The organism is Streptomyces sp. NBC_00203, assembly GCF_045206325.1.
Lineage (GTDB): Bacteria > Actinomycetota > Actinomycetes > Streptomycetales > Streptomycetaceae > Streptomyces > Streptomyces lutosisoli.
Genome location: NZ_CP108126.1, coordinates 383,362 through 403,131 on the forward strand (window position 1 = coordinate 383,362; position 19,770 = coordinate 403,131).

19 protein-coding genes are annotated in these 19,770 nt (G+C 69.8%); 11 read left to right on the forward strand and 8 right to left on the reverse strand.

The window, feature by feature from the left end; all coding sequences use genetic code 11:
- Positions 1-153: 153 nt before the first annotated feature.
- Positions 154-822 carry an NAD(P)-dependent oxidoreductase gene (locus OG975_RS01900; protein WP_406326883.1) on the reverse strand — a complete coding sequence of 223 codons (669 nt, stop codon included), beginning with the start codon at positions 820-822 and terminating at the stop codon, positions 154-156.
- 180 nt (positions 823-1,002) lie between these two features.
- Between OG975_RS01900 and OG975_RS01905 the strand changes: the two genes are divergently transcribed.
- The 5 genes from OG975_RS01905 (at position 1,003) to OG975_RS01925 (ending at position 6,435) form a co-directional block, all read left to right on the forward strand.
- Complete coding sequence (locus OG975_RS01905) at positions 1,003-1,488, forward strand: MarR family winged helix-turn-helix transcriptional regulator (protein WP_406326885.1); 486 nt, start codon at positions 1,003-1,005, stop codon at positions 1,486-1,488.
- Between the two features lie 149 nt (positions 1,489-1,637).
- Positions 1,638-3,347, forward strand: coding sequence for an FAD-dependent monooxygenase (locus OG975_RS01910; protein WP_406326886.1), 1,710 nt, complete (start codon positions 1,638-1,640; stop codon positions 3,345-3,347).
- A gap of 64 nt (positions 3,348-3,411) precedes the next feature.
- Positions 3,412-4,371, forward strand: coding sequence for an MBL fold metallo-hydrolase (locus OG975_RS01915; protein ID WP_406326887.1), 960 nt, complete (start codon positions 3,412-3,414; stop codon positions 4,369-4,371).
- 193 nt (positions 4,372-4,564) lie between these two features.
- Positions 4,565-5,350: an MBL fold metallo-hydrolase gene (locus tag OG975_RS01920; RefSeq protein ID WP_406326888.1), complete on the forward strand. Its 786-nt coding sequence runs from the start codon at positions 4,565-4,567 to the stop codon at positions 5,348-5,350.
- A 71-nt stretch (positions 5,351-5,421) separates the two neighbouring features.
- Positions 5,422-6,435, forward strand: a complete 1,014-nt coding sequence (locus tag OG975_RS01925) for a zinc-binding dehydrogenase (protein WP_406326889.1) — start codon at positions 5,422-5,424, stop codon at positions 6,433-6,435.
- Positions 6,436-6,779: 344 nt separating this feature from the next.
- Here OG975_RS01925 and OG975_RS01930 read toward each other — a convergent pair whose 3' ends face one another.
- Genes OG975_RS01930 through OG975_RS01940 form a run of 3 tightly spaced genes read right to left on the reverse strand, consistent with a single transcriptional unit; the run spans position 6,780 to position 8,005 of the window.
- Positions 6,780-7,439 (reverse strand): TetR/AcrR family transcriptional regulator C-terminal domain-containing protein, encoded by a 660-nt coding sequence (locus tag OG975_RS01930; RefSeq protein ID WP_406326890.1) that lies wholly within the window; start codon positions 7,437-7,439, stop codon positions 6,780-6,782.
- A 58-nt stretch (positions 7,440-7,497) separates the two neighbouring features.
- Positions 7,498-7,698 (reverse strand): helix-turn-helix domain-containing protein, encoded by a 201-nt coding sequence (locus tag OG975_RS01935; protein WP_406336115.1) that lies wholly within the window; start codon positions 7,696-7,698, stop codon positions 7,498-7,500.
- Between the two features lies 1 nt (position 7,699).
- Positions 7,700-8,005, reverse strand: a complete 306-nt coding sequence (locus OG975_RS01940) for a TetR family transcriptional regulator (protein WP_406326892.1) — start codon at positions 8,003-8,005, stop codon at positions 7,700-7,702.
- Between the two features lie 235 nt (positions 8,006-8,240).
- Here OG975_RS01940 and OG975_RS01945 point away from each other — a divergent pair, with 235 nt between their 5' ends.
- From OG975_RS01945 to OG975_RS01955, 3 genes are all read left to right on the forward strand, one after another.
- On the forward strand, positions 8,241-9,233 hold the full coding sequence (locus tag OG975_RS01945) for a zinc-binding dehydrogenase (protein WP_406326894.1): 993 nt from the start codon (positions 8,241-8,243) through the stop codon (positions 9,231-9,233).
- Positions 9,234-9,302: 69 nt separating this feature from the next.
- Positions 9,303-9,653, forward strand: coding sequence for a VOC family protein (locus OG975_RS01950; RefSeq protein ID WP_406326896.1), 351 nt, complete (start codon positions 9,303-9,305; stop codon positions 9,651-9,653).
- A 764-nt stretch (positions 9,654-10,417) separates the two neighbouring features.
- On the forward strand, positions 10,418-11,518 hold the full coding sequence (locus OG975_RS01955) for a hypothetical protein (protein ID WP_406326897.1): 1,101 nt from the start codon (positions 10,418-10,420) through the stop codon (positions 11,516-11,518).
- A 351-nt stretch (positions 11,519-11,869) separates the two neighbouring features.
- On the opposite strand, the gene OG975_RS01960 is transcribed toward OG975_RS01955, so the two are convergent.
- The 4 genes from OG975_RS01960 to OG975_RS01975 all read right to left on the reverse strand — a co-directional run bounded on the left by OG975_RS01960 (position 11,870) and on the right by OG975_RS01975 (position 15,015).
- Entirely contained in the window at positions 11,870-12,472 is a 603-nt protein-coding gene (locus OG975_RS01960) for a sugar O-acetyltransferase (protein WP_406326898.1), read from the reverse strand.
- A gap of 406 nt (positions 12,473-12,878) precedes the next feature.
- The gene (locus tag OG975_RS01965; protein ID WP_406326899.1) at positions 12,879-13,343 is read right to left on the reverse strand and encodes a hypothetical protein; all 465 of its coding nucleotides are present in this window, start codon (positions 13,341-13,343) and stop codon (positions 12,879-12,881) included.
- A 307-nt stretch (positions 13,344-13,650) separates the two neighbouring features.
- Positions 13,651-14,085: a VOC family protein gene (locus OG975_RS01970; protein ID WP_406326901.1), complete on the reverse strand. Its 435-nt coding sequence runs from the start codon at positions 14,083-14,085 to the stop codon at positions 13,651-13,653.
- 192 nt (positions 14,086-14,277) lie between these two features.
- Positions 14,278-15,015: a VOC family protein gene (locus tag OG975_RS01975; RefSeq protein WP_406326902.1), complete on the reverse strand. Its 738-nt coding sequence runs from the start codon at positions 15,013-15,015 to the stop codon at positions 14,278-14,280.
- Between the two features lie 141 nt (positions 15,016-15,156).
- Here OG975_RS01975 and OG975_RS01980 point away from each other — a divergent pair.
- The 3 genes from OG975_RS01980 to OG975_RS01990 all read left to right on the forward strand — a co-directional run bounded on the left by OG975_RS01980 (position 15,157) and on the right by OG975_RS01990 (position 19,738).
- Positions 15,157-16,031 (forward strand): IS5 family transposase gene (locus OG975_RS01980; RefSeq protein WP_406326904.1). Its coding sequence is split into 2 segments (ribosomal slippage): positions 15,157-15,501 and positions 15,504-16,031, totalling 873 coding nucleotides; the frame shifts between segments, so codons are not numbered across the junction.
- 75 nt (positions 16,032-16,106) lie between these two features.
- Entirely contained in the window at positions 16,107-16,766 is a 660-nt protein-coding gene (locus OG975_RS01985) for a hypothetical protein (RefSeq protein ID WP_406326905.1), read from the forward strand.
- 227 nt (positions 16,767-16,993) lie between these two features.
- A complete protein-coding gene (locus OG975_RS01990) occupies positions 16,994-19,738 on the forward strand; it encodes an AAA family ATPase (protein ID WP_406326907.1) in 2,745 nt (914 codons plus the stop codon).
- Positions 19,739-19,770 lie beyond the last annotated feature (32 nt).

Below are 19,770 nucleotides of genomic sequence, written 5' to 3' on the forward strand. Positions count from 1 at the left end.
GGCTCGCCTCTCCCCGCCCCCCACATGCGAGCTTGGGGCGCACCCGCGGATCGTCCCATCACCCTCACAGCGTGTCCGTGCGAAACCCAGCGGGGGCAAGCCATGGCCCCGCAGATCCGACGGCCGCGCGTAACGCCCCCACGAACGTCCCGCTCAGGCCTCGTGCCCCTGCGGCTGCCACCCCTTCTCGGTCGTGACCAGCACCCGCTGCCCGGCGAGGCCGCGATCGCCGGCGATGTCGACGAGGGCGCTCGCGACGTTCGCGAACGGGAGGGTGGGCAGGCCGGGGACCTTGGCGACCTGTTCGAGGCGCTTGACCGTGGCGGCGGGTGCGGCGGGGGCCTCCTTGAGGTTGACGGGGTGGACGATCGTCCAGTTCAGGCCGCTTGCGGGCAGGCTCTTCTCCGAGAGCTCCTTGTCCTTGAAGATCGCGGCGACGACGGTGCGGTAGACCAGCCGTCCGAGGAACGACGCCTTGGCCGCCGTGTCGCCGACGCCGAACGCGGAGACCAGCACGAACCGCTCGACACCGGCGTCCTGTGCCGCGGCGGTGATGACCGGCAGGGTGCGCTGCATCAGGTCGATGGGCTTCTTCGCGCGCAGGGCGACCCCGATGGCCGAGATCACGGCGTCGCTGCCGGCGAAGGCCTTCGCCATCGCGGACCGGTCGTCGAGGGAGCCCTGCACGACGGTCAGCCCGGCCTGCGGCCGCACCGCGTCGGGGTTGCGGACGTAGGCCACGACCTCGTGCCCCTGGGACAGCGCCTCCTTCGTCAGGTGTGAGCCGATGTTGCCGGTGGCGCCCAGCACGACGATCTTCATGGTTCTTCTCCTCTGCTTCCCGGCTGCGCGGACGGCATCCGGAGGGCTTGCGTGGGCTTCCACAGGGGGCTTCCACGGGGCCATTTACTTCGAATTCGAAGCATCTGGGTAAAGTGCTTCGAATTCGAAGCGCATACTTGACGGTAGCATACTTCGAACTCGAAGCAAGGACGGTGGACCATGGAGCCGACACCCCGACACATCGCGGCCTACTTCGCCCTCATGGAGGCCGGAGCCCTGCTGCAACAACTGGTAGAGCAGCAGTTGCGCCGCGACGGCGACCTCAGTTACATCCAGTTCCGCGTCCTGGCCCAGCTCGCCGAGGCACCCGACCAGAGCCTGCGCATGACGGATCTCGCCGACGGGGTGGTCTACAGCCGCAGCGGACTGACCTATCAGGCCGACCGCCTGGAGCAGAACGGCCTGATCGTCCGCGCCCCCTCGCCCGACGACGAACGCTCGGTGACCGTGACGATCACCGAGGCCGGCCGGGAAGTGCTGGCACGGGTGATGCCCGGCCATATCGACCTCGTCGCGCAGGAGCTCTTCGCTCCCCTGAATGAGCAGGACGTCGACGCGATGGCGGACGTGCTCACCCGCGTTCGCGATCACCTGCGCACCGCCCCGCGACGCCCGACACCCCGACGGCGCCCCACGACGACCTGACCCGCCCCAACCCGATCCACGGCCACCGCCTCCCTCGACGACACGACGCCGCCCCATGACCGGCCGACCCTTGACAGACTTATGGCATAAGCACTCTACTGCAGCCACCCTTACGGCATAAGTCAATGGCTTTGGGACGGAGCCCTCTTATGACCCCTTGGACTGCCCCTCGGACAACACCGCCTCCACCGGCGTCCACGGCGCGGCAACCGGTGATCATCGTGGGCTGCGGCCCCGTCGGGCTCGGTGCCGCGCTGGAACTCGCGCGCTTCGGCGTGCCCACTGTCGTCCTTGAGCGGCGCACGTCGCCGTCGCGGCACCCGAAGACCCGTAACTTCAACACCCGCACGATGGAGATCGCCAGGGGCTGGGGCCCGGCTGTCTACCGGCGGCTGCGCGGCATCGACACCCCGGACGGCTGGAAGAGCCCCATCCGCTTCTTCGACACCGTGGTCGGCAAAGAGTTCGGCCGGATCGACTCCCGAGGCTTCGAAGGGCCGGGACCCGAGGTCAGCCCCGCGCTCCCGGTGATGTCGTCACAGGACCTGATCACGGAGATCCTGCGCGAAGCCGCCGCGGCGACCGGCCTGGTGGAGCTCCGGTTCGGCCACCGGGTCACCGAACTCACCTCCGGCGCGGGCGACTTGGACGCGGAAGCGGTCGTCCAGGTCACGGACGAGAGCACCGGTGAGTCGTACCCGCTGTCCGGCGCGGCCCTGGTCGCGGCCGACGGCGTCGACAGCCTCGTACGGCAGTCGCTCGGCGTGCGCCTCGAAGGCGAACAGGGCATCCATCACTTCGTCAACTGCTACTTCCACTCCCCCGTGGAGCAGTACGTCGGTGAGCGGACCGGAGTGCTCCTGTACGTGGCCAACCCAGACGCGCTCGGTGTGCTGCAGCCCCTCGACGCGAACGGCCGCTGGCTGTGCCAGATCTCCGTGCCGCCGGAGCAGTGGAACCGCGAGACCTGGACGGACGACAGGGTGCGCCACTGGGTGCGCGCCGCGGTCGGGGTGCCCGGCCTGGAGGTGGACGTACGGAGTGTGGGCGTGTGGCGGATGAACGTCACGGTCGCCGAACGGCTCGTGCACGGGCGGGTCGTGCTGTGCGGGGACGCGGCCCACCAGTTCCCGCCCACCGGCGGACTCGGCGTCAACACCGGTCTGCAGGGCATGCACAACGCCATGTGGAAGCTCGCCCTGTGTGTGCGGGGCCTCGCCGACTGGTCGTTGCTCGACACATACGACACCGAGCGCCGGCCTCCGGCACGCCGGACGGCCGACCAGAGTTACGAGAACTTCCGCAACGTCGCCCGGATGGGCGCCGCGGCCTACGGCTTCGGCGAGGACCTCGATCCGGACGCGATCCTGCGCGAGACCCGCCGGTACGGCAACCACCTCGGCGTCGAGTTCGGCACCGTCTACGACTCCGCCGCGGTCGTCCCGGACGGCACCCGACCGCCGACGGTCGAGGACGACTACTCCGACTACGCGCCCAGCGCCACGCCCGGCTGCCGGGCCCCGCACGTCCGCCTCGGCCCCGGCGGCGCGCTGTCCACCCTCGACCTGTTCGGCCCCGGCTTCACCGTGCTCACCGGCCCGGACGGCACCGCCTGGCGGGAGGCGGCCGTGACCGCCGCCCGCCGGCTGCGGCTCCCGGTGGCGGGTTACACCGTCGGCTCTCCCGGACTGACCGACCCCGACGGCCTGTTCCTGCGGCGTTACGGGATCGGCTCCGAGGGGGCCGTCGTCATCCGCCCGGACGGATACGTCGGCTGGCGGTCCGCCGACGCACCGACGGCGGCCGGCGAGGAACTCACGGAGGCCATCGAGCAGATCATCGGCCACGGGGAGTACTGACGACTCATCATCTACGTTGTCCGCATGGTCACTTGAGCAAGGACGAGGAGAGGCGAGGACGAGGATGGATATCGATGCCGGACGCCGCGTTCCGGGTGTGGCAGCCATGCTGCGGGGCCTTCGGGCGCCCAGCATCGCCCCGTGGACGCACCTCTACGAGCCACCGGTGCCGCTTCGGCCGGGGACCCCGCACACCGTGTTCCTCGGCGTCTCCACGATCCTGCTCGACGACGGTGACACCGCGATCCTGACCGACGGGTTCTTCAGCCGTCCCGGCCTGCTGCGCGTGCGGTTCGGCCGGGTACGACCGGACCGCGCCCGCATCACCGCGGCCCTGCGCCGGGCCGGCATCGATCGCCTCGACGCCGTGTTCGTCGTCCACTCGCACTACGACCACGCCCTGGACGCCCCCGAGGTGGCCGCGGCCACCGGCGCCCGACTCATCGGCTCCGCCTCGACCCGCAACATCGCCCGTGGGCATGGCTTCCCCGACGAACGTTTCCAACTGGCCGTGACCGGCGAGCCGTTCACGATCGGGCGCTTCACGCTCACCGCCCTGCCCGCCCGGCACAGCCCGGGCGACCTGGCCCCCGGCCGGATCGACCGGCCCCTGAGGCCCCCGGCCCGCGCCACGGACTACCGGACCGGCGACTGCTACACCCTCCACGTCCGCCACGGCGAACGCGAACTGCTCCTCCACGCCAGCGCCCACAGCCTGCCCGGCGCCCTCGACGGCCGTCGCGCCGAGACCGTGTACCTGGGGATCGGCGCGCTGGGCAAGCAGGACGAGGCGTTCCGGGAGGAGTACTGGGACCGGCTGGTCACGGCTACCGGCGCCCGGCGGGTCGTGCCCGTTCACTGGGACGACTTCACGCGCCCGCTCGACCGGCCGCTGCGGCCCTTCCCCGCCTTCTTCGACGATTTCACGGCCACCATGACCTTTCTGACCCGCAAGGCCGAACGCACGGGAGTCACCCTGGCCCTGCCCGCGCTGGGTCGACGGGCCGATCCCTGGCCGCCCTGACCCGGGGCGCGAACTTGACATCACTTATAGCGTAAGTCAACCTTGGGGGAGGTGAGCATACGCCGTAAGTCTGACGGCATTCGGTGACGCTCAAGCAGCCGTCGGCCCCATGCGCTTCGCCCACGCCGTCGGGAAGATCGTTCTCGAACGGTCGTTGCCGTACGGAACCCTCATACCTCCAAGGACACCCGCCATGAAAGTCCACCACCTCAACTGCGGCACCATGCATCCGCCCGGCGCCCGTCTCGTCTGCCACGTCCTGCTGATCGAGACCGCGAACGGCCTGGTCCTCGTCGACTCCGGCTACGGCCTCGACGACATCGCCGACCCCAAACGGCGGGTCGGACCGGCGCGCCGCTTCATCCGGCCGGTGTTCGACCCCGAGGAGACCGCCGCCCGCCAGGTGGAGAGGCTCGGGTTCCGCCGGGACGACGTCCGCCACATCGTGCTCACCCACTTCGACGCCGACCACATCGGCGGCCTCTCCGACTTCCCGCACGCCCAGGTCCACCTCACCGCGGACGAAGCGCGCGGAGCCGTCCACGCCCCCACCTGGCGGGAGCGGATCCGTTACAGCTCCGCCCAGTGGGCGCACGGCCCGAAGCTCGTCGAGCACCGTCCCGACGGCGAGAAGTGGCGCGGGTTCGCCGCGGCGAGGGAGCTCGACGCGATCGCTCCCGGCATTGTCCTGATCGCCCTCCCCGGCCACACCCGCGGCCACGCCGCCGTGGCGGTCGACGCGGGCACGCGCTGGATCCTGCACGCCGGCGACGCCTTCTACCACCACGGCACCCTCGACGGCCGCTCCCCCGTCCCCGTCTCCCTGCGCGGCATGGAGACCGTCGTCGGATACGACCTGAAGAAGGTCCGCGACAACCACTCCCGTCTCGCCGAGCTGTACCGGCGCGCCGACGCCGACCTCACGATCGTCAGCGCCCACGACCCGATCCTGTACGAGAAGGCGCGCGCCGGCGCGTAGCAGGCGGCAAGCAGCCAAGCGGTAAGCAGCGCGGCAAGCAGCCGAGCGGTAAGCAGCAAGGAGAAGGCAACATGGCGACCATGCGCGCGGTACGACTGCACTTCCCGAGCCGTGAGCTACGGGTCGAGGAGGTCCCACGGCCCGTCCCCGGCCCGGGAGAGGTCCTGGTCAGGGTGGAGGCGGCGGGTGTGTGCCTGTCCGACGTGCACCTGATCTCCGGCGCGCTCGGAGGTGCGCTGCAGGGGCGCGCCGAACCACTGGTCCTGGGGCACGAGGTGTCCGGCACCATCGCCGGGCTCGGCCCGGACGTGGGCGACTGGCAGCCCGGCGACCGCGTCGTGCTCCAGGCGGGCGAGCAGCGCGACGGCAAGCTCCTCACCCGCGGTGTCGACTACGACGGCGGCTGGGCCGAGTACACCCTCGCCCGCGTCGGCACCTTCGTCACCCTGCCCGACTCCATCCCCTTCGAGCAGGGTGCGATCATCCCCGACGCGGTCTCCACGCCCTGGGGAGCCATCACCCTCACGGCCGATGTGCGCCCGGTCCAGGCAGTCGGCGTCTGGGGCATCGGCGGTCTTGGGGCGCACGGCGTGCAGTTGCTGCGGGCCGTGGGGGCCTGTCCGATCGTCGCCGTGGACCTCTCCCCCACCGCCCGCGAACGCGCCCTGGCCTTCGGGGCGGACCTCGCCCTCGACCCGGCCGACGGCGACTTCACGGCGAAGGTGTTCGCGGTCACCGGCGGCGCGGGCCTTGAGGTCGCCTTCGACTTCGCTGGCGTCGACGCGGTACGTGAGCAGGCGCTGTCCGTGCTCGGCCGGGGTGGGAAACTGGTGCTGGTCGGGCTGAGCGGCACCCCGGTGACCATCACGGACAGCACCGCGTTCAGCGTCCGCCAGCTGCGAGTCCTGGGCCACTACGGCTCCGGCGAGGCCGCGGTGCCCCAGCTCATCCGTCTCGTGGAGGCGGGCCGGCTGGACTTCGCGCGCTCCGTCTCGGACGTCCTGCCACTCGACCGGGCGGCCGAAGTCGTGGAGCGGCTGGAGCACAAGAAGGGCGATCCGATCCGCCTGGTACTGCGTCCCTGAGCACGCCGCCCCGATGTGTTCCCACAGGGGAGGTACGACGAGGCCCGGACGACTCGCCGTACCTCTCCCTCATCCTGCTCCGGCAGCCCCACGCACGGCATGCTCCGGAGCGGACACCCGCCCGGCCCTCGCAATCGGCGTGGCCATGACCGCCCACTACGACCGCAAGGGCCACAAACGCCTTACTCCGCTGCCCCCGCCGCCGCGATGGAGGACAACGAGATCCGCATCCTCGCCCTGACCGCGGGTGGTGCCACGGCCCCGGTGGGGTGACCGAGGAGCAGACGGGCCGGGCATGTCACCTTCGCTTCGATCGCGGTGACGACGGCCCGGCCCGGTCGGTGTCAGGAAGATGCTTGGGCGCGGCGGCGGACGGCGTCGAGGAGGAGCTCCAGGCCGAACTCCATCTCCGCCTCGTGGTCGCAGACGGCCAGTTCGGCGGCTGCGGCGGCCACGGCGGGCAGCCCGCTGTCGATCAGTTCCTGCTCGCGCATGGCGATCACGCCCGGGATGGCGCCGGCGTACGTCGGCGCGAACCCCACCTCTCGCGAGAGCGTTCCGATCAGGAAGGCGATGACGGCTCGCAGCACGTGCACGGCGGCGGCGCCTTCGAGACCGGCGCGGTTCAGGAGACGTAGCGCCATCTCCACCACCGGCATCGCGGCGGGCGCGTTCAGACGGCGGGTCAGCACCAGGGGCGCGGAGCGGGGGTACTTGAGGGCGGCGGAGCGGAACGCCCTGGCCAGGCTCCGCACTCCGTCTTCCCACGACATCTCGTCGGCCTCGGGGATCCGGATCCCTTTCAGGATCACGTCCGCCATGGCGTCGAGCACGTCCGCCTTGTCGTCGACGTGGTTGTACAGCGACATGGTCCGCACCCCGACCGCCGCCGCGATCTTGTGGAGCGACAGCTTCTCCATGCCCTCCGTCTCGGCCACCACCAGGGCTTGACGCACGATCTCCTCCCTGGTCAGCGGGCCACGTCGGGTCATCCTCTGCGCCATCGCCCATCCTCCGGTCAGCGGTATTCCTTGCGCCACCTATCAACTTATCTCATAAGTTTCAAGCCCTACGAGGAGTCAGTTCTTCCGCGGAACGCCGCAGCAGCCCCTCCATGAGGGCCCGCTCGCACGGAAAGCACCGGTAAAGAGTGCCCGGTGACACGCCCGCATGCCGGGCGACGGCGTTCATGCCGACGGCTTCGACACCGGTGGCCGCGATGAGCTCCTCCGCCGCATCCAGGATCCGCTCGGCACGGCGCAGATCACGCCGCTGCCGCCTCCTGCCCTCCGGCGCCCGTGCGTCGCGGGCCCCCCGGCCCTCCGTCGTACGGCACCCCCACCTGCGCCGCCAGACCGGCGATCAGCGCCTCCGCGACACCGTCCAGCAGGGCGTCCTTGTTCGGTACGTGGTCGTAGAGCGACATCGCTTCGACGCCCGGCTCGCCCGCGAGTTTCCGCAAGGAGAAGGAGTCCGGGCCGTCCCGGTCGATCTCTGCCAGGGCGGCATCGACGACCTTGTCCCGCGTCAGGCCGAGCCGCCCGCCCCGGCCGCCGCCTCGGACCTTCATCCGGCCGCCCTTCCCGCTCCCGCCCCGGTCACGAGGCATTCACGCCGGAGCCTTGACACAACTTATTGCGTAAGTCTAGCTTGAGGAAACGGCGCACATACACCGTAAGTATTGAGGGCTCGTTACCTGCGCATCACCAGGCGAGCACACGCCCTCCCGCCCGCGGAAAATCTCTCCGGGCTCGCGAGGCGCACTCCCCTCCACGCCTTTTCCACATCGCAACGGAGAACCACTGATGACCAGCACCATGCGCGCGCTCATGGGCGGCGCCGGACCCGAGTGGGACATCCGGGACGTCGACGTACCGGCACCGGGGCCGGGACAGATCCGTGTCCGCGTCCGGGCCGCCGCCGTCAACCGGGCGGACCTGTACATGCTCCAGGGCACGTACAACCCCCGGGCGAAGACGAGCGACCTGTTCACGGCCGGCCTCGAATTCGCCGGCGAGGTCGACGCGGTCGGCGCCGACGTGGGCCACCGTGCCGTCGGCGACCGGGTCATGGGGGTCACCCTGGGCGCCTTCGCCCCCTACGCCCTGGTCGACCACCGGCATGTGATCACGGTGCCGGAGTCCCTGTCGTGGACCGACGCCGCGGCGCTGCCCGTGGCGCTGGCGACCGAGCACGACGCCCTCACCCAGGGCGGCTTCGGCCTGAAGCAGAGCGTCCTCGTCGTCGGCGCCACCTCGTCGGTCGGCCTGATCGGCGTACAGCTGGCCAAGGCGCTCGGCGCGTCCCAGGTCATCGCGACCACCACCTCCGACGGCAAGGCGGACGCCCTGAAGTCCATCGGCGCGGACGTCGTCGTCAACACGGCGTCCGAGAACCTCGCCGAAGCCGTGGCCGGCGTCACCGGCGGCGCCGGGGCTGACCTCACCCTGGACCACGTGGGCGGGCAGCTCTTCGCCGACACCTTCCTGGCCACGCGCGTCGGCGGCACCGTCGTCAATGTCGGGCGGCTGGCCGGGGCCGAGTCCACCATCGACCTCAACCACCTGTCGTTCCGTCGCCTCCGCGTCATCGGCACGACCTTCAGCGTGCGCACGCCCGACGAACTCGCCGACGCCTGCGCAGCACTCGCCTCCGACGTCGTACCCGCCGTGGAGGAAGGCCGGGTCCGAGCCGTCGTGGACCGCGTCTTCGCCTTCGACGACGCCAAGGCAGCGGCGGACCACATGCGTTCCAACACAGCCGTCGGAAAGATCGTGCTGGAGCTGCCGGCGGCGTGACACCGCCCGCCTCCGCCCATCCCCTCCCCGCCGTTCCCCTCCCCCGCAGAAGGAAGAGAGAGCCGCACCATGAGCCGCATCTTCGGTCAGATCGCCCAGATCGGATACGTCGTCCGCGACCTGCACGCCGCCATGGACTTCTGGGTCGCCCAGGGCGTCGGCCCCTGGTTCTACCAGGAACCCGTGTCGCTGGACTGGTTCAAGTACCGAGGCACCGACTCAGGCATGCAAATGGCCGCCGCGGTCGCCAACTCCGGTGACATACAGATCGAGTTGATCCAGCCGCTCAACGACGAGCCGTCCATCTACAAGGACTTCCTGGACGCGGGGCACGAGGGTGCGCAGCACGTCGCGTACTGGTCGAAGGACTACCAGGAGCTCTACGACCGCGCCCTGTCCCTCGGTTACACGGTCGCCTAGGAGGGCGCGATCCAGGGCGGCCGCTTCTCCTACCTCGACACCGAGACGCACCCGGGCACGGTCATCGAGATCTCCGACATCAACAGCTCCAAGGGCGAACTCTTCGCAGCGCTACGGGAGATGGCCGCCAGCTGGGACGGCACCAACCCCATCAACAAGATCGGCTGACACCGCCGTACGAAGGAAGGACGAAGAAGTCCATGGAATACCCCGACCTGACCGCACTCCCCGCCGATCTCCAGAAGATCGCCGCCGAGCGGTCCGCCGTCAACATCTACCGCATGGTGTTCCACTCGCCCGCGCTCGCCCCCGCCTTCCTGCAGATGGCCGACGCGATCTTCCAGGGCGCCCTCCCGCCTTCTGCGCGAACTCGCCATCCTCCGGGTCGGACACGCCTACCGGGCGCCGTACGAGATCCACCACCACGAGAACATCGGCCGGCTCCTCGGGCTGGACGACGCCGGTATCGCCGCCGCCGGGACCGGCTCGACCGAGGAACTGTCGGCGGAGCAGACGGCGATCCTCGCCCTGACCGACCGCCTGCTGGAGCAGCACACCCTGACCGAGGCCGACCGCGCCGAGGCGCTCGCCTTCCTCACCGCCGGGCAGCTCTCCGACCTGGTCCTCACGGTCGGCTTCTACCAGCTGGTCTGCAACTTCCTCAACACCTTCGGTGTGACGACCGAGGGCGAGAAGGCCCCGTACTGAGCCCCGCTGAGCCGCACTGAGCCGCATTGAGCCGCACCGAGATCCCTGGAGCATCCATGAAGCTCGCCTGGCAGGACTCCGATGTCCTCGACATGCCCACCCTGGGCACCCGCGTCACCGCTTTCGACGGCCTGACCGAAGTGCCCGGCGGCTACGGCGCCAAACTCACCTGGGCCCGCGATCAGGCCAAGGTCTTCCGCGCCGAGTTCGCCGCGACCGGCACCCCGGACAGCGTCACGACCTGCGACCTGATCACACTGCCGTACCCGACCAAGTTCGGCCTGTTCCGGGCCAGTCGGGCGATCGCACCGTTCCTGTCGATCACCAACCGGATGCTGGTCGTGCGGTGGACGGAGAGCGACGGACGGAAGCGGGTCCTGCTGTTCGAGCCCAGCGATCACGAACTGGGCCAGAACACGCCGTACTTCGCCGCACTGATCCGGCGCACCCCCAAGCCGTTGCAGTCGCTGCTCACCACCGAACACGGCACGGTGCTGAGCCACTTGGCCCGGCTCGGCATCAAGCCGGAGGACGTCGACTACCTGCTCTTCGACCACCTGCACACCCAGGACCTGCGCCGCTGGGTGGGCACCACCGGCCCGCAGCGCGACCTCGGCGGCGTCGTGGAGCCCGCCTTCCCCAACGCCAAGGTCATCGTGCAGCGTCACGAGTTGCTGGCCATGTCCCAGCTGCACCCGCTGCAACAGCCCTGGTACCAGCCGGAGACCTACCAGGACGTGCGGCCGGAGGCGTTCCTCCCCGTCGACGGTTCCCTGATCCTCGGACCGGGCGTCGCCGTGATCGAGACCCCGGGGCATGTGCTCGGCAACCAGACCATCGTCCTCAACACCTCCACCGGCATCTGGGCGAGCAGCGAGAACGTCATCGCCGCCGAGTGCCTGACCCCCGAGCACTCCCGCATGCCGGGCATCGCCCGCTGGGCCCGCACCTGGGGCCAGGAGGTGGTGCTCAACGCCAACACCATCGAGACGACCGCGGAGCAGTACAACTCGCTGATCCTCGAGAAGACGCTGGTCGACCGCTCCCAGGCCGACCCCCGCTTCCTCCAGTTCTTCCCCTCCAGCGAGCTGACGGCCTCCTGGGCCAACCCGGGGACGTCGCCCACGTTCACCCACAAGGCGATCGCACACTCGTGATCACCATGATCACGGTGTGAGCTACCCGTACGCGGTGCGGTCACCCAGGGTGTTCAGGACCCCGGTCGTTCGTCGCCGGAGTCGGCGCGGACGAGGATGCCTGCGTTCGTGCACAGGTGCAGGATGCTGTCGTGAAGGGAGTTGAGGGTGTCGACGTAGCTGTCGGTGCGCGGCCGGATGAAGTTCGCCTGACTGTGGGACAGTGCGTGCCGGCCTGGGTTTCCTGACGGCCCTCGGTATCGACGTGCTGTCCGGCAGACGCTGCCCAGCAGGATCTTGCCCGGATCGTGCACTACCCGCGGCTTGCGCCACGGTGCCGGCACCGCCGATATCGCCGCGTCCAGGCCGGGGCTAACACCCCGCAAAGCGTGTGGTGAGGTCTTCGTCCGTGATGGGGCGGAGCACACGGCAAGGGGTTCCTACCGCGACGGTCATGGGGGGAATACTGCGGCTGACGACGCTCCCGGCGCCGATGACCGATCCATATCCGACACGGACGCCTGGCAGGACGACCACGTTGCTGCCGATCCACACCTTGTCCTCGATCACGATCGGTTCCGAGAACCTCCCGAAGTCCACGCGCCGCGAGGGGTGCACGGGGTGTCCCGTCGTGGTCAGTGTCACGCTGGGCGCGATCATGACACCGTTGCCTATACGGATGTCCACGTCATCGACGAACGTGAGGTTCACGTTCCCGAAGAAGTCGTCACCGATATAGACGTTGCTTCCGAACCCGGCGTGAAACGGCGGCAGCAGCACCGTGCGTTCTCCGACTGATCCGAAGATCGCAACGAGCAGCGATCGACGCTTTTCCGTTTCGCTCGGTGGTGTGTGGTTGTACTCGAAGATCTGCTCGGTGCGGCGTCGAGGTGCCTGGAAGGCTGCTTCCGACTCGGTATAGACAAGCCCCTTACCGATCCGGGCCAGGACTTCTTCCTCATGACCTTGCGGCACAGCAGACCCCTCCGCTCATCAAACCCCTCAAACCCAGGCGCGACGCGCCCCCATCGATCGAGCGCAGCCAGAGCCTACGTGCACCGCGAAGACACCATGAGCCCTTTTCCGACCTCTGGTTGTCGTCTACATGTGCATCGTCTCCGACACCGCGCCCCCACCACACCCCATACCGGGGGCACATGGGCGGTGTCGTCGGCACGCAGGTCAGACCCATGACGTCGGCGCCGGTGAACCGCGGTTGGGCGCCGAGTGCGAACACGCCCGGCTCCCCCTTTCAGCGGCCTCTCTACAGCGCGCTGCGCCCGGATCGGCACGAGGTACAGCCGCGCCTCGCCGATGTCGAAGACCGGATCGAGGCCGAACTCCAGCGCCGTACACGTGGATCAACTCAGTTGGGCTGGTCTCAGTGCCGTAGCCGCTGGCTCGCTGCGTTTCGGACGCGGCGGGACCGTCCACGTTCGGCCAGCAGTCCGAGGGCCTCGGATGAGGCCACGAACTGCGTGGTGGAGGCCATCCGTTGGAACCAGTCGGATGCTGCGGTGAGCTCTTCGGCGGTCCATGGGTTGCCCAGGGCGAGGGTTCTGAGCAGGGTCCACTCGTGCAGGCGCCGGGTGAGGAAGTCGCGATCCGCGATCGCCTCTGCCATGGTCTGGGCCCAGACAGTGAACTGTGGGCCGGTCAGGAGGTCGGCGGCCCGGCGGTCGAGATGGCGGCCCACCGCGCTGTCCGCCATCGTCGCGTCCTGGTCGTGCAGGACGACAGCCACCAGGTCGGCCTCGTCCGTCTCGGCGACGGTGGCCAGGGCTTGCAGGTAGTGGGTGAAGCGCCGATGTTCGGCGGGCTCTTCGTCGAGGTGGGGGCTGGTCATGCCGCGATTCTCTCCGGCCGCTCGACCAGCCGGCCGCGCTCGACATGGGCTCCTGCCCGGATCGGGCAACCAGGTGGGGTGCGTTGACTGCGTGCCGGCGGGCCTGCGCTGATTCGATCAGATTCGGTCAGAGCGGACTTCCTGCCATTCCGCCTCGGTCATGTCGGAGGTGTAACACCGGGCCCGGTCCGGATAAGCGCCCGCGTTACCGAACCGGTGAGCGAGGGCAATCGCACTGCGACACGGTTCGACTGATCAAGCCCGCCGGCCGGTAAGCGGAAGCCTTCCTAAAGCCAGCGCCCTGCCCTCAATCCAGGCAGAATTCGTTTCCCTCCGGGTCGGTCATCACGATGATCCCCTCGTCCATGCCATTGGGCTCGAGCCGGTACAGCCGCTTCGCTCCCAGGCCCTCCAGCCTGGTGGCCTCCTCCTCCAGCGTGGCCATCCGCTCGTCCCCGGTCAAGCCGGGTGCTGCGCGCACATCCAGGTGCAAACGGTTCTTCGCCGTCTTTCCCTCCGGGACCTTCTGGAAGAACACCCGCGGCCCCTTGCCGTCCGGATCCGTGATGGCCGACCGGTCGTTGTGCTGCTCAGGCGGCACGCCCCACGCCGTCAGCGCAGCCGTCCAGTCGGGGAAGCCCTCGGGCGGTGGCTGGACGCGATAGCCCAGCGCCTGAGCCCAGAACGTCGCCTGCGCGCCCGGGTCGGCGCAGTCGTAAGTCACCTGGAATTCCTTGGCCATGCCGCCTCCGACCGCTCGAAACCTGCCCACGTCCTCGCCCCGGTCGCCTCCCCGGAACACACCGCCATCCTCGCACCGCCCTCGGACAAGCCGCTCGCCGATCCCGGAGTCAGTCACCCGCCCCCGCGAAGCCATTTCCCGCCGCCGAGCAGAGTTCCTGCTCACGTGTCGGGGCGTCGACAAGGCTCCGCGTCAGGACCGGGCGAGGACGCAGAACTCGTGGCCCTCCGGGTCGGCCAGACACGTCCACGGGACGTCGCCCTGGCCGACGTCGAGGTCGGTGGCGCCGAGGGCCCGCAGCCGGGCCACCTCCGCCTCTTTGTCGTCACCGGGATCCGGCACCAGGTCAAGATGGACGCGGTCCGGCACGGTCTTCACGCCAGTGCGGCGGAACTCGAGATACGGGCCGACGCCCTTGGCGGAGCGCCACACCACATGATCGTCGGTCACCTCGAGCAGGGCCCAGTCCATCGCCTCGTCCCAGAACCCGGCCATGGCCCGCGGATCCGCGCAGTCGACCACCACCCGGCCGATCGGCCCGATGTCCCGGTAGATCTCACGAGGCTCCAGCACGCAGAACTCGTTGCCCTCCGGGTCGGCGAGGACCGTCCACGGCACATCGCCCTGGCCCACGTCGGCGGGCGTCGCACCGAGAGCCTGGAGGCGCGCGACCAACTCCGCCTGATGGGCCGCAGAGGTGGTGGCGAGATCGAGGTGCACACGGTTCTTCGTTGTCGTCTTGGGTTCCGGGACGGCAATGACGTCGACGCAGACGCCGACCGGGTCCTGCCAATCGAAGCCGACGGGTTGAGCGGCGGTCGCGCCGGGTTCCGCGCTGGTGACACGCCAGCCGAGCGCCTCCGCCCAGAACCGGCCGACCGCCGAGTCATCGAGAGCCTTTATGTTCACCAGGACCGGTCGCAGGGTCATGCCGCCGATCCTAGGCACCCGCTCCGCGATGACGCAGGTACCGTCGCGGAACGGAGATCAACTCGCTCGCCAACGCAATGCTCAGCTCGCCAACTAGGGTCTGTTGCGAAAGTGGATCAAGGTCGTGGATGATCAAGCGCCGTGGGGCGTGGAGATCTGACGAATGGCCAGTGGGCTCGGCTGGAGCCGTTGCTGCCGCTGGGCAAGAAGCCGGGGCGGCCGCCGACGTGGACGCGTCGGCAGTTGATTGACGGCATACGCTGGCGGACCAGGACCGGTGCGCCGTGGCGGGACGTTCCGGACCGGTACGGGCCGTGGGACCGGGCCTACGACCTGTTCCGTCGTTGGCAGCGCAACGGCACCTGGAAGCGGATCTTCGAGCAGCTCCAGGCCGAAGCCGACGCGAAGGGCCTCATCACATGGGACGTCAGCGTGGACTCCACCATCGCCCGGGCGCACCAGCACGCCGCCGGGGCGCGTAAAAAGGGGCAGCGCAGAAGGAGTCTCCCGGCGGGGTCGACACCGAGCCCGACGACCACGGCCTCGGGCGTTCGCGCGGCGGATTGACCACCAAGTTGCACCTGGCGGTCGAGCAGGGTCAAAAGCCCCTCTCACTCATCGTCACCGCCGGGCATCGGCATGACAGCCCGCAGTTCCAGCCGGTACTGGAGGCCATACGGGTGCCCCGGATGGGTCGGGGCCGGCCGCGCACCCGGCCGGACAAGGTGCGGGCCGATAAGGCTTACGGCTCCCGAGCGAACCGCGCTTACCTGCGCAGACGTGGCATCGGCTGCACGATCCCGGAGAAAGCTGACCAGGTCCGCAATCGCAAGAAGCTCGGCTCCCGAGGCGGCCGACCGCCGAAGTTCGACAAGGTCGACTATCGCGAGCGACACGCGGTGGAGTGCGGGATCAATCGGCTGAAGAGGCACCGTGCGGTGGCGACGAGATACGACAAGCTGGCCGTCCGCTACGAAGCGACCGTACAGGTCGCTGCCATCAACGAGTGGCTGTGACAAGCCGGAGCGGGGGCAGAAAGTTCCTGGGAAAACCTTTCGAGGACACCACCACTGACCTGCCACCCTGGTGAGATGCTGCTCAAACTGACCGGTTCCAGCTGTTCGGGCAAGACCACGCTCGCTTACCCCGTGAGCGAGCGGCTGGGGCGGCTCGCCGTGCACGACTTCGACGAGCTCGGCGTACCGGAAGGCGCCGATCGCCAGTGGCGAAACCGCATGACCGAGATGTGGGTGCGGCGTGCGCTGGAGTACCAGGCCCGTGGAGTCGACCTCCTGCTGACCGGGCAGTCCCCGCTGGGAGAGGTCCTGGCCAGCCCCTCCGCCCCGTTGCTAGATGGCATCGCGGTCTGTCTGGTCGACGTGTCCGACGAGCTCCGGCGCGGCAGGCTCACCAAGCGCGACTCGGACCGGTGGGACGCTCCGGCGGTTGACGCCTTCCTCGGCTGGGCCGCCTGGCATCGCAAGCACGCTGAGGATCCCCGATACCGACCCGACGCCATCATCGACGACAGCTGGCCCCGTATGGCCTGGCACCGCTGGACCGGGTGGACCGCCGACGATCAGCGATGGTGCACCCACCTGCTCGACACTACGGACCAGCCTGTCGCGGAATCCGTAGATCAGGTTGAGCAATGGGTGACCGAACAGCGCGACACGCTCCGATCCGGCCGTCTCCCCCTGTCGCGGGGCTGGTCAGACCAGACAGCCGCCCGAGCCGACCACGACTCATGATCCACTTTCGCAACAGACCCTAGTGCACTCCGCCTCGCCACATGAAGTACTGAGCCACACGACCGCGGCGAAGCGGAGGGAGGCCAATGACTTGTGCAAGCTTCCCGCAAGTCCGGGCGCGCATATGCAGGATGGGCAGCACCAGCGGAGGGTGCGGGCGCAATGTACGTGGGGGAACCGCGTCGCCGTTGACCTTGCCACCCGACCTTTTTGAAGGGTTCGGTGTCATGCTCAAGGGGCGGGTCAGGGAACGTGAAGCGCTCGATCGGTTCGTCGCGGAGCTGCGCGAGGGATTGAGCGGTGTCGTTCTCCTACGCGGTGACGCCGGCATCGGCAAGACTGTGTTGCTGGAGCATGCGGCCGGCGAGGCCGCCGACCTGCGCGTCCTGCGGGTGGCGGGCGTGGAAGCGGAGTCCGGGTTCCCTTTCGCGGCGCTGCACCGTCTGCTCGTACCGTTCCTGGACGGTCTCAAGGAGCCCGGCGCGCTGCCCGAGACGCAGCGCGCGGCGCTGCGGGTGGCGTGTGGACTGGCCGACGGCCCGGCCGCCGATCAGTTCCTGGTGGGTCTTGCGACGCTCACGCTGCTTGCGGAGGCCGCGAAGCAGCGGCCTTTGCTGGCCTGCGTCGATGACGCCCAGTGGCTCGACGAGGAGTCCTTGGGCGTGCTCGCGTTCGTAGGCCGGCGAGTGCACGCCGAGGGCGTCGGCCTTTTGTTCGCCGCGCGGACCGGATTCGATGCGCCTCCTGGCCTTCCGTCGACCGAAGTCGCCGGTCTGCAGGACGAGTTCGCTCTGGAACTGCTGCGGGAGACTGTCCCCGGACAGCTGGACACCCGTGTTGCGGCGCGGATCGTGGCCGCCACTGCCGGGAACCCGCTGGCACTGGCCGACCTCGGGCTGGAACTGTCCGCCGACCAGCTCTCCGGAGGGCTCGCGCTGCCCGAACCACTGCCCGTGGGCGGCAGGCTGGAGGCGCACTACCTCCAACAGGTTCGCGAGCTGCCGGAGCCGACGCAGACCTGGCTGCTCCTCGCCGCCGCAGAACCGGGCGGCGACCTCGGTTACCTCACGAGCGCGGCACGTCGGCTCGGGATCGGCACGGAGGCCTCCGGTCCGGCCGAGACCGCGCGTCTGGTGGTGCTGCACGCCGCCGCGCAGTTCCGCCATCCGCTGGTGCGGTCGGCTGTGTACAGCGGCGCTACCAGCGTCGAGCGGAGGCGGGCGCACCAGGCGCTGGCGGAGGTCACCGACCGTCCGGCCGACACCGACCGGCGGGCCTGGCATCTCGCCGCGGCCGCCATCGGGACGGATACCGCCGTCGCCGCGGAGGTGGAACGCGTGGCCGACCGGGCGGGCGCGCGGGGTGGCTACGCCGCGCGCGCCACCTTCCTGACCCGGGCAGCGGAGCTGACACCCGAAGCCGACGTACGAGCGGGGCGGCTGCTGGCGGCGGCCGAGGCGGCGCTGCGGTCCGGGGCGCCGCTGCAGGCGGAGTCGCTGCTGGACGGGATCGATGTGCGGCTGCTCGGCGATGTCGGCCAGGGCCGGGCGCTGTTGGTCCGGGCGACCACGGGCCTCGCGCTGGGCGGCGCGGGTTCGTTCGCGCAGGCGCCGGCGCTGTGCGTGCGCGCCGCCCAGTTCCTCTCCGACGGTGCTCCGGACCTGGCTCGTGAGGCGCTCCTCAGGGCGATCGACCGCGCCATCACCGCGGAGCACCTCATTCGGGACACGACGCCGACCGAGATCGCCCGGGCCGTGGAGACGCTGGTGCCGCGCACGGTTAAGGCGACCGGCGTCGACCTCGTGCTGCGCGGCTTCGCGGCCCTGGCCACCGACGGCTACGAACGCGCTGTACCCCACCTGCGTCGGGCCTGCGCCATGGTGCTGGACCCGGGCACCCCGGAGGAGGAGGTGCTACGTGCCTATCTGCCCGCCGTCACCCTGTCGATGATCCTGTGGGACGAGCAGACGCACACCGCTGTCATCCGGCGGGCGGCTGTCGTCGCCCGGCGGACCGGCGCCCTGTGGCAGCTGGACTCCGCGCTGTACTGCGCCACGATGTCCGAGACCAATCTCGGCGAACTGGCCGCTGCTGATGACCTGTTGGCCGAGGGGCATCAGATTCGTGCGGCGATCGGCGCGAACGACGACGTGTGGGCTGTCTACCGGCATCCCGAGCTGCTCGCCTGGCACGGCGAGCAGGGCGACCTGGACGCCGTTCTGCGCGGGTCGATGGAGGCCGGCACCTGGCTCGGCATCGGCGCGGTCGAGTCCATCGCCCGCATCGGCATGGTGGTGCTGGCTCTGAGCCGCGGCGACTACGCCGAGGCGCGCACCATCGCGCATGAACTGATCGAGCACGATGTGCTCGGGGTGCATTCCCGGCTGCTCCCCCACCTTGTCGAGGCGGCGGTACGCTGCGGCGACCGGGTCCTGGCCACGGCCGCACTGGGGACGCTGGCCTCCCGGGCGACGGCCTCCGGCACGCCCTGGGCCCTGGGCCTGCTGGCCCGCTCGAATGCCCTGCTCGCAGCCGTCGGCGACGCCGAGCCGCTGTACCGCGAGTCGATCACCCTGTTGTCAGGCACCGGAGCCCGCTCCGATCTCGCCGTCGCCCACCTGCTGTACGGCGAGTGGCTGCGCCGCCGTAAGCGCCGCAAGGACGCCCGCGAGCAACTGCGTACGGCCGTCGCGATGTTCGACGCCATGCGGGCCTCGGGATACGCGGCGCGCGCCGCCCAGGAACTTGCCGCCACCGGGGCGCAGCCCCAGCGCGGAACGGCCGGGACGACGAGCGCACTGACCCCGCAGGAACTCCAGATCGCGCGCCTCGCCAAGGGCGGCGCGACCAACGCCGAGATCGCCGCCCAGCTGTACATCAGCGCCAGCACCGTCGACTACCACCTTCGGAAGATCTTCCGGAAGCTCGACGTGACGTCCCGGCGCCAGCTCCACCAGGCGTGGGACGACTGACTCCGGGTCACGACTACGCGCTCCACGGGATT

Excerpts from the sequence above, each read along its gene's own strand:
- OG975_RS01900 (WP_406326883.1), bottom strand. The coding sequence starts at position 822 with ATGAAGATCGTCGTGCTGGGCGCCACCGGCAACATCGGCTCACACCTG.
- OG975_RS01905 (WP_406326885.1), top strand. The coding sequence starts at position 1,003 with ATGGAGCCGACACCCCGACACATCGCGGCCTACTTCGCCCTCATGGAG.
- OG975_RS01910 (WP_406326886.1), top strand. The coding sequence starts at position 1,638 with ATGACCCCTTGGACTGCCCCTCGGACAACACCGCCTCCACCGGCGTCC.
- OG975_RS01915 (WP_406326887.1), top strand. The coding sequence starts at position 3,412 with ATGGATATCGATGCCGGACGCCGCGTTCCGGGTGTGGCAGCCATGCTG.
- OG975_RS01920 (WP_406326888.1), top strand. The coding sequence starts at position 4,565 with ATGAAAGTCCACCACCTCAACTGCGGCACCATGCATCCGCCCGGCGCC.
- OG975_RS01925 (WP_406326889.1), top strand. The coding sequence starts at position 5,422 with ATGGCGACCATGCGCGCGGTACGACTGCACTTCCCGAGCCGTGAGCTA.
- OG975_RS01930 (WP_406326890.1), bottom strand. The coding sequence starts at position 7,439 with ATGGCGCAGAGGATGACCCGACGTGGCCCGCTGACCAGGGAGGAGATC.
- OG975_RS01940 (WP_406326892.1), bottom strand. The coding sequence starts at position 8,005 with ATGAAGGTCCGAGGCGGCGGCCGGGGCGGGCGGCTCGGCCTGACGCGG.
- OG975_RS01945 (WP_406326894.1), top strand. The coding sequence starts at position 8,241 with ATGACCAGCACCATGCGCGCGCTCATGGGCGGCGCCGGACCCGAGTGG.
- OG975_RS01950 (WP_406326896.1), top strand. The coding sequence starts at position 9,303 with ATGAGCCGCATCTTCGGTCAGATCGCCCAGATCGGATACGTCGTCCGC.
- OG975_RS01955 (WP_406326897.1), top strand. The coding sequence starts at position 10,418 with ATGAAGCTCGCCTGGCAGGACTCCGATGTCCTCGACATGCCCACCCTG.
- OG975_RS01965 (WP_406326899.1), bottom strand. The coding sequence starts at position 13,343 with ATGACCAGCCCCCACCTCGACGAAGAGCCCGCCGAACATCGGCGCTTC.
- OG975_RS01970 (WP_406326901.1), bottom strand. The coding sequence starts at position 14,085 with ATGGCCAAGGAATTCCAGGTGACTTACGACTGCGCCGACCCGGGCGCG.
- OG975_RS01975 (WP_406326902.1), bottom strand. The coding sequence starts at position 15,015 with ATGACCCTGCGACCGGTCCTGGTGAACATAAAGGCTCTCGATGACTCG.
- OG975_RS01985 (WP_406326905.1), top strand. The coding sequence starts at position 16,107 with ATGCTGCTCAAACTGACCGGTTCCAGCTGTTCGGGCAAGACCACGCTC.
- OG975_RS01990 (WP_406326907.1), top strand. The coding sequence starts at position 16,994 with ATGCTCAAGGGGCGGGTCAGGGAACGTGAAGCGCTCGATCGGTTCGTC.